The organism is Micromonospora sp. NPDC053740 (assembly GCF_040677775.1).
GTDB classification, from domain to species: Bacteria; Actinomycetota; Actinomycetes; order Mycobacteriales; family Micromonosporaceae; genus Micromonospora; species Micromonospora alfalfae.
On the sequence record NZ_JBFASO010000014.1, the window covers coordinates 95,617 to 109,379 of the forward strand.

12 protein-coding genes are annotated in these 13,763 nt (G+C 72.2%); 9 read left to right on the forward strand and 3 right to left on the reverse strand.

The annotated features are described in order from the left end of the window. Positions 1 to 92: 92 nt before the first annotated feature. The 6 genes from AB0K35_RS30570 (at position 93) to AB0K35_RS30595 (ending at position 6,215) form a co-directional block, all read left to right on the forward strand. Positions 93 to 515: a roadblock/LC7 domain-containing protein gene (locus tag AB0K35_RS30570; RefSeq protein ID WP_363889805.1), complete on the forward strand. Its 423-nt coding sequence runs from the start codon at positions 93 to 95 to the stop codon at positions 513 to 515. Next, the gene (locus tag AB0K35_RS30575; protein ID WP_238670485.1) at positions 505 to 894 is read left to right on the forward strand and encodes a DUF742 domain-containing protein; all 390 of its coding nucleotides are present in this window, start codon (positions 505 to 507) and stop codon (positions 892 to 894) included. Before AB0K35_RS30570 ends, AB0K35_RS30575 begins: the two co-directional genes overlap by 11 nt. Continuing rightward, a complete protein-coding gene (locus tag AB0K35_RS30580; RefSeq protein WP_091405745.1) occupies positions 875 to 1,477 on the forward strand; it encodes an ATP/GTP-binding protein in 603 nt (200 codons plus the stop codon). Before AB0K35_RS30575 ends, AB0K35_RS30580 begins: the two co-directional genes overlap by 20 nt. An 87-nt stretch (positions 1,478 to 1,564) precedes the next feature. Then, a complete protein-coding gene (locus AB0K35_RS30585; RefSeq protein ID WP_363889808.1) occupies positions 1,565 to 2,602 on the forward strand; it encodes a lactonase family protein in 1,038 nt (345 codons plus the stop codon). Between the two features lie 157 nt (positions 2,603 to 2,759). Continuing rightward, a complete protein-coding gene (locus AB0K35_RS30590; RefSeq protein WP_238670482.1) occupies positions 2,760 to 4,517 on the forward strand; it encodes a substrate-binding domain-containing protein in 1,758 nt (585 codons plus the stop codon). 282 nt (positions 4,518 to 4,799) lie between these two features. Continuing rightward, positions 4,800 to 6,215, forward strand: a complete 1,416-nt coding sequence (locus tag AB0K35_RS30595; RefSeq protein ID WP_363889958.1) for a sugar transferase — start codon at positions 4,800 to 4,802, stop codon at positions 6,213 to 6,215. Positions 6,216 to 6,222: 7 nt separating this feature from the next. On the opposite strand, the gene AB0K35_RS30600 is transcribed toward AB0K35_RS30595, so the two are convergent. Next, complete coding sequence (locus tag AB0K35_RS30600; protein ID WP_238670481.1) at positions 6,223 to 7,353, reverse strand: PP2C family protein-serine/threonine phosphatase; 1,131 nt, start codon at positions 7,351 to 7,353, stop codon at positions 6,223 to 6,225. Between the two features lie 97 nt (positions 7,354 to 7,450). Between AB0K35_RS30600 and AB0K35_RS30605 the strand changes: the two genes are divergently transcribed. Further along, the gene (locus tag AB0K35_RS30605; protein WP_363889811.1) at positions 7,451 to 8,071 is read left to right on the forward strand and encodes a MarR family transcriptional regulator; all 621 of its coding nucleotides are present in this window, start codon (positions 7,451 to 7,453) and stop codon (positions 8,069 to 8,071) included. Between the two features lie 28 nt (positions 8,072 to 8,099). Here the strand turns inward: AB0K35_RS30605 and AB0K35_RS30610 are convergent, their stop codons facing one another. After that, on the reverse strand, positions 8,100 to 9,695 hold the full coding sequence (locus AB0K35_RS30610) for a PP2C family protein-serine/threonine phosphatase (RefSeq protein ID WP_363889814.1): 1,596 nt from the start codon (positions 9,693 to 9,695) through the stop codon (positions 8,100 to 8,102). Between the two features lie 126 nt (positions 9,696 to 9,821). After that, complete coding sequence (locus AB0K35_RS30615; RefSeq protein ID WP_363889817.1) at positions 9,822 to 11,060, reverse strand: ROK family transcriptional regulator; 1,239 nt, start codon at positions 11,058 to 11,060, stop codon at positions 9,822 to 9,824. 78 nt (positions 11,061 to 11,138) lie between these two features. Here AB0K35_RS30615 and xylA point away from each other — a divergent pair, with 78 nt between their 5' ends. Both xylA and xylB read left to right on the forward strand, forming a co-directional pair. Beyond that, on the forward strand, positions 11,139 to 12,326 hold the full coding sequence (gene xylA / locus AB0K35_RS30620; protein ID WP_238670476.1) for a xylose isomerase: 1,188 nt from the start codon (positions 11,139 to 11,141) through the stop codon (positions 12,324 to 12,326). Between the two features lie 9 nt (positions 12,327 to 12,335). Beyond that, positions 12,336 to 13,763, forward strand: coding sequence for a xylulokinase (xylB, locus tag AB0K35_RS30625; protein WP_238670474.1), 1,428 nt, complete (start codon positions 12,336 to 12,338; stop codon positions 13,761 to 13,763).

Here is a 13,763-nt window from a genome sequence, read left to right on the forward strand (position 1 = left end):
CCAACCGGCCCGGCCGCGCCAACCGGCCCGGCTGCCCCCACCGACCCGCCGACGACCCCCGAACCCCCGACCGTGACTGAGAGGGACGCCTAGTGCGGCATTCGACGAAGCAGAGCGCCGGCCTGGACTGGTTGCTCGACGAACTGGTGCAACGGGTACCGGCCGCCCGCGAGGCGGTGGTGCTCTCCGCCGACGGCCTGCTGCTCGGCTGCTCGGCCGAGCTGGAGCGCTCCGACGCCGAGCACCTCTGTGCGCTCGCCGCCGGCTTCTCCAGCCTCGCCCGAGGCGCCAGCCGGCACGTGGACGGCGGCCCGGTCCGGCAGACAGTGGTGGAGATGGAGGCGGCGTACCTCTTCGTCACCGCAGCCGGGCAGGGTGCCTGCCTGGCCGTGGTGAGCGACGCCGACGCGGACATCGGACTGGTCGCGTACGAGATGGCGATGCTGGTGATTCGGGTGGGGGAGAGCCTTGCCGCGCCGGCCCGATCGGCAGCGGGTGCCGGAGATGCGAACTGAGCCGCCCGGGCCGCAGCACGAGTGGCTGGACGGTGAAGCCGGCCCGGTGATGCGCCCGTACACGCTCACCGGAGGCCGGGTACGCGCCGCCGTCGACGATTTCAACCTTGTCGCGTTCGTGCTGGCTGGTTCGGACGTCGACGCGACGAGCCAGTCGCATCTGCCGCCGGAGCATCGACGGCTGGTCACGTTGGCCCACCGGCCGGTGTCAGTGGCCGAACTCGCAGCCGAGCTGGACCTCGCGGTCGGCGTGGTCCGGGTACTGCTCGGTGATCTCCTCGCCGAGGGCCTGGTCGCTGTGCACGAGCCGCCGCCCGCCGGCATCCTTCCCGACGACGACATCCTCAAGGCGGTGGTCAGTGGACTCCGTGCGCTATGACCAGGTGGGCACCAGCACCACCATCCCGCTGGCCCTGAAGATCCTCATCGCGGGAGGCTTCGGGGCTGGCAAGACGACATTGGTGAGCGCCCTGAGCGAGGTACGTCCGTTGCAGACCGAGGAGGTGCTCACCGGTGCCGGGATCGGCACCGACGACATCTCCGGCGTGGAGGGCAAGTCCACCACCACCGTGGCGATGGACTTCGGCCGGATCACCATCAACGACGACCTTCAGGTCTACCTGTTCGGCACGCCGGGCCAGGACCGGTTCTGGTTCCTCTGGGACGAGCTGGCCTTCGGCGCGCTCGGCGCGGTGGTGCTCGCCGACACCCGGCGGTTGGCCGACTGCTTCCCCTCCATCGACTACTTCGAGCAGCGGGGAATCCCGTTCGTGGTGGGCGTGAACTGTTTCGACGACTCCCGCCGGTTCAACCTGGAGACCGTACGCCGAGCGCTCGACCTGGACCCGGACGTGCCGATGGTGCTCTGCGACGCCCGGGACCGGCAGTCCGGAAAGATGGTGTTGATCTCTCTGGTGGAGCACGTCGCCCGACAGCGGGGTGAGCCGGTGCCGGCGGCCTGAGATCCGGGCCGGAAAGCCGGTTAACGGACGGGCAACGCGGGCAGCCTCTGGTTGGATCGACGAAGGATGCCGGCGGAGGAGTTGGGCGTGAGTGGTAATGGTGAGGTCGTCCACATCGGGGGTTACACAGCGCAGAGCGGCGGGCGGGGCAGCGGCATCGTCGCCGCTCGTCGCGACCCGAGGACCGGGGCGCTGACCCCGCTCGGCACTGTGGCGGTCACCCCGTCCCCCTCCTTCCTGGCGCGGCACCCCACCCAGCCGGTGCTCTACGCGGTCAACGAGCTGACAGACGGCGAGATCAGCGCCTGGCAGGTCGGGGCGGACGGCGCGCTGGACCCACTCGGCAGTCGGTCGACCGGCGGGGCCGAGCCCTGCCACCTGGCGGTGCTGCCCGGCGGGAGTCACCTGCTGGCGGCCAACTACGGCAGCGGCAGCATCGCGGTCTTCCCGCTCGACAGGCAGGGCGTGCCGGGCGAGCGCACCGACCTGGTGGTGCACGAGGGGCACGGCCCCGACCCGGAGCGCCAGGACCACGCCCACGCCCACATGGTCTCGCCCGGGGCGGGCCACGGGCCGATCTTCGGTGTGGATCTCGGCACCGACTCGGTCTACCGGTACGACCTGGACGAGGCGACCGGACGACTGGTGCCGCGTGCGCCCCGGATGCGTACGAAGCCCGGCACCGGCCCCCGGCACCTGGCCCGGCACCCCGACGGACGGCGCTGCTACCTCGTCGGTGAGCTGGACGCCTCGGTCACCGCCTACGAGCTGACCGACGACGGCGCGTTGCACCAGCGTGGGCGGGTCGAGGCGAGCGAGCGCGCCGGTCACGTCCAGCCGTCGGAGGTCACTGTCGCCCCGGACGGCCGGTTCCTCTACGTCGCCAACCGTGGGGTGGGAACCGTGGCGGTCTTCACCCTGGCCGGAGAGCTGCCCGAGCTGGTGGCCGAAGTGGACACCGGCGGGGAGTGGCCCCGGCACTTCGCCCTCATCGGGGAGCACCTCTACGTCGCCGACGAGCGGGCGGACATGGTGCGGGTGTTCCGTCGCGACGTCGACACCGGTGTCCTGGAGGCGGTCGGCGAGCCGGTGCCGGTGCCGAGCCCGACGTGCGTACTGCCCTGAACGATGACTTAGAGACGTGAGGGCGATACTTATTTGGCAACGCCGCGAGGCTGCCCCGTCACTCTGTGTTGCAAAAAAGTGGTCAACTGTTTCTCCTCCGTAACTTTAGTCCGAACGGATGTGGCAGAGACGGCACCTAGTACGCAAGATGGTCACCGTGTCAGCAGGCCGCCATCGCATGCGTTCGAAACTCCACCTAGCCGCCGCCGCCGCAACGGCGGGGGTGCTCGTCGTGACGACGGGCGCGTGGTTCGGCTACCAGGAGTTGATTCAGCCCAGCTGCTCGGGCGAGATCCGACTCGCCGTGGCGGTCGCCTCCGAACTCGCGCCAGCGGTGGACGCCGCCGCGTCCCAGTGGGTCAAGGATGGCGCGGCGGTGGGCCCGACCTGCATCCGCGTCGACGTGTCCGCGTCCGACCCGGTCGACGTGGCGGCCGTGGTGGCGGCCAAGCACGGTGCTGTGCTGGCCGGTGTGGGGCAGGCCAGTGGCACCGCCGTCAGCCCGGACGTCTGGGTGCCCGACTCCTCGACCTGGCTGCTGCGGTTGAAGAAGGACGCGACGGCGTTCGCTCCGACCAACGGTCAGTCCATCGCGCGCAGCCCGATCGTCGTCGCGATGCCCGAGCCGATCGCCACCCGGCTGGGCTGGCCGGACAAGAAGTTCAACTGGACCGACCTGCTCAAGCAGGTAAACAACACCAGCGCGCCGCTGCGGACCGGGATCGTCGAGCCGACCCGCGACGCGGCGGGTCTGTCCGGTCTGCTCTCGCTGACCGCCGCCGCGAACGGCGCCGGCGGCGACGCCCAGCGCAACACGGTCGGCGCGCTCCGCGCACTGGCCACCGGGCGGTCCTCGCTCCGCAACGACCTGCTGGCCCGCTTCCCCACCGCCAACGACTCGACGTCCATCGCCAGCGGTCTCGGCGCGGCGGCCCTGTCCGAAGAGGACGTGATCGCGTACAACAGCAAGAAGCCGCCGGTGCCGCTCGCCGCGCTCTACATGGAGCCGGCGCCGATGCCGCTGGACTACCCGTACGCGGTGCTGCCCGGCATCGAGCCGAGCAAGGCGTCGGCGGCCAAGGTGCTGTTCGAGCTGCTCACCAGCCCGACCTTCCGTAACCGGCTCGCCGCGCAGTCGCTGCGCGCGCCGGACGGCAACTGGGGTGAGGGTTTCAAGGCGCCGCAGGGTGCTCCGAGCCCGTCCGGCGGCGCGCCGACCGCACCGGCGAACGGCGGCACCGCGGCGGGTGGCCTCGACCCGGCCGCCATCCAGCGGGTCGTCTCCAGTTGGTCGATCGCCACGCAGTCCGGTCGGATGCTCGCCGTCATCGATGTCTCCGGCTCGATGAAGGACCCGGTGCCCAGCGCCAACAACCGCAGCCGCGAGGAGGTCACCGTCGACGCGGCTCGTCGCGGCCTCGGCCTCTTCGACGACTCCTGGTCGATCGGCCTGTGGACCTTCTCCACCAAGCTCGTCGGCAACCGGGACTACCGGGAGCTGGTCCCGATCGGGCCGCTCTCCGGCCAGCGGGCCCAGTTGGAGGGCGCGCTCGCCACAGTGAAGCCGTCCAGCGGCGACACCGGCCTCTACGACACCATGCTGGCGGCGTACCAGGCGGTGCAGGAGAACTGGCAGCCCGGCCGGGTCAACTCGATAGTGCTGTTCACCGACGGCAAGAACGAGGACGACAACGGCCTCAACCAGCAGCAACTGCTCGGCAAGCTCAAGCAGATCGCCGACCCGGAGCGGCCGGTCCAGGTCATCATGATCGGTATCGGCGAGGGCGTCAGCAAGGCGGAGCTGGAGTCGATCACCAAGGTGACCGGTGGCGACGTCTTCGTCACGAAGGACCCGAGCGAGATCGGCAGCATCTTCCTCAGCGCCATCGCACGGCGTCCGCCAGCGCCGCGCTGATCCGACGCTCAGACGTCAAGGGGCCTGCCGTACCGTCGATTCGGTGTGGCAGGCCCCTTTTCGGTCACGAGGTTGTTGAAGAAAAGTGACGGCAATACGTCGGAAGCAATCGGCAGTCATAGTTGTCAAGGCAGGATGTCGACTGTTCCGGCATTGTCGGTCCGCCTCCGGTCCGAGCCGTCGGCCGGGGCCATCCTGTACAGAGTGGGAGGGCCGGTGAGCGTGGCGACACTGTTGACCCCCGCCACGTCGGCGGAGCCGGACGGTCGACGCGCCGGGTTTGTGGCGCGCGCCGACGAACGGTCCTACGTCCGCGTTCTGGTGGTGCTGGACACCACCATCCTCATCATCGCGCTGCTGATCGGGTACGTCGCCCGATTCGGTGACGACGAGCCGACCGGCTCGGAGATCCCGTACGTGCTGGTCGCCCCCGGGTTGGTGCTGGCCTGGCTGATCTCGCTCAAGGCGCTCGGTTGCTACGACGACCGGGTGATCGGCTACGGGGCGGACGAGTACCGGCGGGTCAGCTCCGCCAGCCTGCGGCTGGCCGGGGCGATCGCCATCATCGGCTACATCGCCGACGTCGGCGTCTCCCGGGGCTTCCTGGGCATCTCCTTCGCGGTGGGCACCGTCGGGCTGGAGGTGGCGCGGTTCGCCGCCCGCAAGCGGCTGCACCGGGCCCGCTCGCTGGGCACCGGCTGGTCGCGCAAGGTGCTGGTGGTCGGTGACACCGCCCACGTGTTGGAGTTGGTCCACACGCTGCGCCGTGAGCCGTACGCCGGCTACCAGGTGGTGGGCGCCTGCATCCCGGACGCGCTGCTCGCGCCGGTGGCGCAGCGGCTGGGTGACGTGCCGGTGGTGGGGTCGTTCCGGGGCATCCCGGAGGCTGCCACAGCGATCGGCGCGGACACTGTCGCGGTGACCGCCTCCGGTGAGCTGACCGCGACCCGCCTGCGCCGCCTCGGCTGGCAGTTGGAGGGGACCGGCATCGATCTGGTGGTGGCACCCGCGCTGACCGACGTCGCCGGCCCGCGCATCCACACCCGCCCGGTCGCCGGCCTGCCGCTGATCCACGTCGAAGCGCCCGAGTTCCGCGGCGTCCGCAAGCTGGTGAAGGGTCTCGTCGACCGGTCCGTCTCGTCGCTGGCGCTGGCGGTGCTGTTGCCGCTGATCGCGTTCATCGCGCTGGCCATCAAACTGGACAGCCGGGGCCCGGTGCTGTTCCGACAGGTCCGGGTCGGCCGGGGCGGGCAGGAGTTCGGCGTGTTCAAGTTCCGCACCATGGTGGTGAACGCGGACGCGCTGTTGGCCGAGCTGACAGCGCGCAACGAGACCGACGGCCTGATGTTCAAGATGCGCCACGACCCCCGGGTCACCCGCGTCGGCCGGCTGCTGCGCAAATGGTCACTGGACGAGCTGCCGCAGCTGGTCAACGTGCTGCTGGGGCAGATGAGCCTGGTCGGGCCCCGCCCGCCGCTGCCCTCGGAGGTGGCCCGCTACGACGGCGACGTGGCCCGGCGGCTGCTGGTCAAGCCCGGCATGACCGGCCTGTGGCAGGTCAGTGGCCGCTCCGACCTGAGCTGGGAGGACGGCATCCGGCTCGACCTCTACTACGTGGAGAACTGGTCCCTCGCCGCCGACCTCACCATCCTCTGGAAGACCTTCGGCGCGGTGCTCAACGGCCGCGGCGCCTACTGACCACCGCTCACGCCTGCGGGCCGGTCCAGTCCAGGCAGACGACCACCGCGTCGTCGACCAGGTCACCGGCCACGAACGCGCGCAGATCACCGATCAGCGACCGGACGGCGTCCAGGGGTGCCATCGGCCCGGTCCGCCGCAGGAACCGGTCCAGTGCCGTCTCGCCGTAGCGCACGTGCTGACCGGTGGCCTCCACCACCCCGTCGCTGACCACGAAGACCCGGTCGCCGTGCTCCAGCGGGAACTTCTGCTCGTGGTAGTCGGTCGCCTCGAACATGCCCAGCGGGAACTGCGCCTCCAGCGGTTGCTCGGCGACGTCGCCGTCGCGGAGCAGGACCAGCCGGGGCGAACCGGCGTCCACCACTGTCATCATCCCGGAGCGCAGGTCCAGCTCCATCAGCAACGCGGAGAGGTGCTGTTCGCCCCGGTACAGGTCGTAGATGGCCTGATCGGCGAGGGCGGCCTGGTCGGCCAGGCTCAGCCCGGCCCGACGCGCGTTGCGCAGCGCGTGGGTGGCCAGCGAGGTGAGCAGGGAGGCGGCCACGCCCTCACCGGTGCCGTTGATGGTGGACAGCCAGAGCCGTTCCCCGTCGTCGGACCAGTCGAAGCTGTCGCCGCGCACCGCGTATGCCGGCTCCAACTGCCCGGCCAGGCTGAACGAGGGGCGGATCCGGCTGCGGCCGGGGAGCAGGTCCCACTGCATCTCGGCGGCCAGGGTGAGGCGTTGGGTGCGTCGGGCCGCCCGATAGACGTCGGTGCCGGCGGAGACCGCCGCCACCTCGTGGGCGAGCGCGGTGGCGATGTCGGCCAGGTCGGCGACGACCTCCCGGTCGTCCGGAACGGGCGAGAGGCACAGCACACCTCGACGCTCGCCACGCATGGTGACCGGGAACCAGGCGGTGCCGTCGATCAGTATCGGCGACTGGTGGTCGAAGGCACGCCAGGCCGGGTGCCCGGGGCTCGTGATCGAGTCACCGTCGGTGAGTGGCAGGAGCTCCGCGAGTCGGTAGTCGACCTGATAGAGCTCGACGTCGGTGATCCCGTACGACTGGGCGAGCACGTCCCCGATGCCACCGACGAGCCGGTCCGCTGGTGTCTCGTTCAGGGCACGTCGTGCCCGATTGACCGGTTCGCTCATCGTCACTCCCTCGCTGAAAGCTCGACTACCAGTGGGTTCGGAGTACTCTCGGGCCACCATGGCCGAACTGAACCGTCCGACGGACCCTGAGACGAGTATGGCTGCCGCGCTGGACGTGGCGGCTGCTGCCCTGCTGGGCATCTGGGAATCCGCCCGGGAGGGGACCGCCAGCCGAGTGTCCGGTGCCCAGTTACGGGCGGTGATGGTGGTGGAGCAGTTCGACGGGATCAACCTGCGTCGGCTCGCCAGCCGACTCGACATGCTGCTCAGCTCCGCCAGCCGTCTCTGCGACCGGCTTGTCGCCGCCGGCATGCTGGAGCGTGAGCCGGGCCGCTTCGACCGGCGGGAGATCTCGCTCCATCTCACCCCGGAGGCCCGCCGGCTCATCGCCGAGCTGCGGGCCGACCGCCAGGCGCAACTCGCCGCCGTGTTGGCCGGGATGAGCAGGGAGGGCCGCGACGCGCTGCTGACCGGGATGCGGGAATTCGACGAAGCCGCCCGTCGCCAGCAGGCGCAGAACGCGCCGACGCCGGGTGAGCCGACGGGCCAGGGGGACTGGCCGGACGACCGGCCCGGTGGGCGGTCGGGAGACTGGTCTGTCGAATCGGACCGGCAGACCCGAGCGGGGTGGACGGGTTCGTCGGGCGGTCCGGAACAATCGGTAGGCGCCGCCCGGGAATGGCCGGCCGGCGAGCCGCCGGTGGCGCGTACCGCCTGATCAAGTCGGCCGAGCCGCCGCCCGTCGGTCATGCCGGCGCGGACGCGCCCAGGGCCAGCACGGCGACGTCGTCGTGGGCCTGCCCGCCCAGCCAGTCGTCGACAGCGCGGAGCACCCGGTCGATCAGCGCCGCCGGTGGTCGCCCGGCCGCCGACGCGAGCGCGGCCCGCAGCCGGGCCTCGCCGAACATCGCCGCGTCGCGCGAGCCGCGCGCTTCGATCACCCCGTCGGTGTACGCGAGCAGCAGATCGCCCGGGTCGAGGTGCACCCGGGTCTCGGCGAACCGTGCGGCTGTCAGCGCCCCCACCGGCATGCCACCGACCGGGACCGGGGTGACAGTGCCGTCGGCGGTGACCAGCAGTGGTGCCGGGTGCCCCCCGCCGGCGATCCGAACGTCCAGCCCGGCCGGCCCTCGGTCCACCGAACCGAGCAGCACCGTTGTGAACTGGTTGCGCCGTGCCGCGTCCGGCGCGTCGAACAGCGCCTGGTTGAGCAGGTGGATCAGCTCCAGCGGGCGTTGCTCGACGAACCGCAGCGTCTGCAACGACTGGCGGACCCGGCCGGTCAGCACCGCCGCGCCCACGCCCTTGCCACAGACGTCACCGAGCGCGAACAGGGCGCCGCGCGGGTGCGGGAACACCTCGTAGAAGTCGCCGCCGATGCGTAGGGTGTCGCCCGCTGCCCGGTAGCCGCCGGCCATGCTCACTCCTGGCACGACGGGCAGCTCGGGCGGGAGCAGACTGGATTGCAGCACCCGGGCCAGGTGTGCCTGCTCACCGTGCAGGTCGGCGGTGGCCAGTGCGGCACCCGCGCGGGCGGCGAACTCCCGGGCCAGCTCCACGTCGCGTGGGTCGAAGCCGGGCCGCCCGGGCCGACGGATGAGCAGCAGCGCACCGGCCGACCCGCTGGCGCTGAGCAGCGGGCTGGCCAGCACCGTGCCCGGGGGGCCGAACTCGGGCGGCAGCAGGTCGGCCAGGTCGGTGAGCGCTGCCTCCGCCCAGGGGCCCGGCTCGGCCCGGTCGCCGGCCAGCGCTTCAACCAGTACGGGCGCGGGGCTGGCCAGCCCGGTGACCGGGGCGGGTTCGCCGTCGGCGTACCGGATCCATCGGGGGTGCGGTTCGGTCGGCGCTGTCGGCCGGGGCAGTGCCACGGCGACGTCGGCCAGGTAGGGAACGGCGAGCGTGGTGGTGGCCAGGAGGACCTGGTCCCGGTGCAGGGCCAGCGCCAGCCGACTGCCGGCCTGGGCGAGGAACGCGGTGCGGGAGCGTTCGGCGAGCAGGGCGGCGGCGCGGGCGTGCTCCTCGGTGACGTCGCGGACATACCAGGCCCACCGGGAGCCGGCGAGTTGCCGTCGGACGCCGCGCAGTCGCCGGCCGTGATGGTCGGCCTCGAAGCGGTCAGCGCCGCTGGCGACCGCCCGGGCCAGGGCTGTCACCGAGCAACCGGCCAGCTCGGTGCCGGCGTCGATCTCCGGGATCAGCTCGGCCGCCATGGCGTTGACCAGTGTGACCCGACCGGTGCCGTCCGTTGTCAGCACGGCCTCAGCGAGCCCGTCGAGCAGCTCCCGGGCCAGCAGTTCGTCGGCCGGCAACGACGCGCCGCCGGGTTGCTGGGTCGTGGTCACCGCCGGACGCCGGCTCGCGTCTGACGACGTGTGCGCATGCTGCTTCTCGACTCCTCACCGGGGATCGTTGCCTGAGGGCAAGGATACCGACTCCCCCCGACAGCGCCGCACGGCGTGGAGTGGCGATCAGCCGGAGCGGGCCAGCCAGCCGGCAGGCTGGGCGACGATCCGACGGGCCACCGAGCCGGCCGCGCCTACCGCGGCGGCCTCGGCGCCGAGCGTCGACGGGCGGACCGTGACCGGCGACCAGGCCGCGGTGAGCACCCGGGCACCGATCTCGGCGAGGACCGGAGGGCACAGCCAGGGCGCGAGCGCCGCGTAACCGCCACCGAGCACGACGGTGTCCAGGTCGAGCAGGTTGACGACGCTGGCCACCGCGACGCCGAGCGCCGTTCCGGCGTCGTGCAGCGCCCGTAGCGCGTCAGCGTCGCCGGCCTCGGCCAACTCGGCTAACCGGGCCGTGGCGGTGTCTGCGGGAAGCTCCGCCCGGACCAGCCCGGCGGCGGCCACGATCGCCTCCTGGCCGGCGTACTGCTCCAGGCAGCCCTGCCCGCCGCAGCGGCACGGACGGCCGTCGGGGCGCACCGGAAGGTGCCCGATCTCGCCGCTCCACCCGCGTACGCCACGAAACAGCGCGCCGTCCAGCACGATGCCGGCGCCGATGCCCACCTCTCCGGAGATGTGCAGGAAGCTGGACGGGCCGGGTGGTTGAGAGTGCAGCTCGCCGAGCGCGGCGAGGTTGGCCTCGTTGTCCACCACCAGTGCGGGGACGCCGGGCACCTGCTCGATCAGCGGGGGGTGCTCGGCGAGCAGCGCGGGCACCGGCACGTCACGCCAGCCGAGGTTCGGCGCGAGCCGGACCAGCCCGGCGTCGTCCACCAGGCCGGGCACCGCGAGCGCGGCCCCGACCAGGGTGAGGCCATGCCGGGCAGCGTCCTCGCGGGCTGCCCCGGCCATCTCGACCAGGCGGGCCAGGGCGTCGGCGGGAGCCACCGGGCGCAGATCGGCCCGGTGCACGGTGCGGTGCCGGACCTGGCCGACGAGGTCCACCACGCAGACTGCCAGGTAGTCCACGTTGACCTCCAGGCCGAGCCCGGCCGGCCCCTGATCGGCCAGGACCAGCCCGCGCGCAGGGCGGCCGGCACCCGAGCGGGGTGCGGGGTCGGACTCACTGACGAGTCGGCCGGCGAGCAGGTCCTCGACGACAGCGGACACCGTGGCTCTGGTCAGGCCGGTCGCGGTCGCCAGGTCGGCCCGGGAGGGCGGTCGGTCGGCCGTGGCGATCCGGCCGAGGACCAGGGCGAGGTTGAGCTCGCGCAGGCTGCCCTGACGGACTGCGCCGGCCGGGGCGGGGGTGAGGCTCACCCCTTGACAGTGCCATAGGGTGGGCAAATAATTCAATCGCTGAACAAATAGCGGACAACACCACCCCGGAGGTCGCTCATGGCACCCCGTCCCACCCCCGCCGACAAGTTCTCCTTCGGGCTCTGGACCGTGGGCTGGCAGGCCCGCGACCCGTTCGGTGACGCCACCCGTCCCGAGCTCGACGCGGTCGAGGCAGTGCACCGGCTCGCCGAGCTGGGCGCGTACGGCATCACCTTCCACGACGACGACCTGATCCCGTTCGGCGTCGACGCGGCCACCCGTGACCAGCACATCGCCCGGTTCCGCAAGGCCCTCGACGAGACCGGCCTGGTGGTGCCCATGGTCACCACCAACCTCTTCACCCACCCGATCTTCAAGGACGGCGGCTTCACCAGCAACGACCGCGACGTCCGCCGGTACGCGCTGCGCAAGGTGCTGCGCCAGGTCGACCTGGCCGCCGAGCTGGGTGCCAGCACGTTCGTCATGTGGGGTGGCCGCGAGGGCTCCGAGTACGACCTCGCCAAGGACGTCCGCGCCGCCCTGGACCGCTACCGCGAGGCGGTGGACCTGCTCACCCAGTACTCCATCGACAAGGGCTACAACCTGCGGTTCGCCCTGGAGCCCAAGCCGAACGAGCCGCGCGGCGACATCCTGCTGCCCACCATCGGGCACGCGCTCGGCTTCATCTCCCAGCTGGCCCACCCCGAGCTGGTCGGCCTCAACCCGGAGGTCGGCCACGAGCAGATGGCCGGGCTCAACTACGCCCACGGCATCGCCCAGGCGCTCTGGCAGGGCAAGCTGTTCCACCTGGACCTCAACGGCCAGCGCGGCATCAAGTACGACCAGGACCTGGTCTTCGGCCACGGTGACCTGATGAACGCTTTCGCCCTGGTGGACCTCCTGGAGAACGGCGGCCCCAACGGCGGCCCGGCCTACGACGGGCCGCGGCACTTCGACTACAAGCCCTCCCGCACCGAGGACATGGAAGGGGTGTGGGCCTCCGCGGCGGCCAACATGAGCACCTACCTGCTGCTCAAGGAGCGTGCGGCCGCGTTCCGCGCCGACCCCGAGGTGATCGAGGCGCTCGCCGCCAGCAAGGTCGGCGAGCTCAGCACGCCGACGCTCGGCGACGGCGAGGGCTACGAGGAGTTCCTGGCCGACCGTTCCGCGTTCGAGGATGTCGACGTCGACGCGGTGGCCGCCCGAGGCTTCGCCTTCGTCCGGCTCAACCAGCTCGCCGTCGAGCACCTGCTCGGCGCCCGCTGAGGCCCCGCCATGCCGTTGGTCGCAGGCGTTGACTCGTCCACCCAGTCCTGCAAGGTGGTGATCCGGGACGCGGAGACCGGGGCCCTGCTCCGGCAGGGCCGGGCACCGCACCCGGACGGCACGGAGGTCGACCCGGAAGCCTGGTGGCAGGCGCTGCGTAGCGCCGCCGACCAGGCCGGCGGGTTGGCCGACGTGGCGGCGATCTCCGTCGCCGGCCAGCAGCACGGCATGGTGTGTCTCGACGAGGACGGCCGGGTGGTCCGCCCGGCGCTGCTGTGGAACGACACCCGATCCGCCGACGCCGCCGCCGACCTCATCGAGGAGGCCGGCGGCGGCTCGGCCGGGCGTCGGTTCTGGGCCGAGGCCACCGGCAGCGTCCCGGTGGCCAGCTTCACCCTGACCAAACTGCGGTGGCTGGCGACGCACGAACCGGAGCTGGCCGCCCGGGTGGCCGCCGTCTGCCTGCCACACGACTGGCTGACCTGGCGGCTGGCCGGCGCGCCGGGGTTGGGCGCGCTGCGTACCGACCGGGGCGACGCCAGCGGCACCAGCTACTGGTCGCCGGCCACCGGTGACTACCGACTGGACCTGCTGGAGCGGGGCTTCGGCCGACAGTTGGTGGTGCCCGAGGTGCTCGGCCCGGCGGAGTCGGCGGGCAAGCTTGCCGACGACCTGGGTGGGTCGGGTGGCGCGCTGCTCGGCGCGGGCACCGGGGACAACGCCGCTGCGGCACTCGGCGTCGGCGCCGGGCCGGGTGACGTGATCGTCTCGATCGGCACCTCCGGCACCGTGTTCAGCGTCGCGGACGTTCCCGCAGCCGACGAGAGCGGCGCCGTGGCGGGCTTCGCCGACGCGTCCGGTCGGTTCCTGCCGCTGGTTGCCACGCTCAACGCCGCCCGGGTGCTGGACGCCGCCGCCGCGATGCTCGGCGTCAGCCTGGACGAGCTGGCCGACCTGGCGCTCTCCGCGCCAGCCGGAGCGGACGGGCTGGTCATGGTGCCGTACCTGGAGGGTGAGCGGACACCGAACCGTCCGCTCGCCACCGGCGCTGTGCACGGCCTGACCCTGCGTACCTCCACCCCCGCGCACCTGGCACGGGCCGCCGTGGAGGGCATGCTCTGCGCGCTCGCCGACGGCCTGGACGCGCTGACCGCGCAGGGTGCTGTCGCCCGCCGGGTCATCCTGATCGGCGGCGGGGCCCGGTCGGCAGCGGTGCGTCAGATCGCGCCGCAGGTCTTCGGCTGCCCGGTGGTCGTCCCGCCGGCGGGGGAGTACGTCGCCGACGGCGCCGCCCGGCAGGCCGCCTGGGTCGCCCTGGGCGGTCCCACGCCGCCGGTCTGGGCGGTCGAGGGCACCGAGGAGTACGCGGCAGCGGCCGTTCCCGCAGTGCGCGACCAGTACGCCGCGGCGCGCGGGTTGGTGCTCGACCGGCGCTGA

Bases quoted from the DNA above. Each gene is read 5' to 3' on its own strand.
- AB0K35_RS30575 (WP_238670485.1), top strand. From the start codon at position 505: ATGCGAACTGAGCCGCCCGGGCCGCAGCACGAGTGGCTGGACGGTGAA.
- AB0K35_RS30600 (WP_238670481.1), bottom strand. From the start codon at position 7,353: ATGAGCGAACCGGTCAATCGGGCACGACGTGCCCTGAACGAGACACCA.
- AB0K35_RS30605 (WP_363889811.1), top strand. From the start codon at position 7,451: ATGGCTGCCGCGCTGGACGTGGCGGCTGCTGCCCTGCTGGGCATCTGG.
- xylA (WP_238670476.1), top strand. From the start codon at position 11,139: ATGGCACCCCGTCCCACCCCCGCCGACAAGTTCTCCTTCGGGCTCTGG.
- xylB (WP_238670474.1), top strand. From the start codon at position 12,336: ATGCCGTTGGTCGCAGGCGTTGACTCGTCCACCCAGTCCTGCAAGGTG.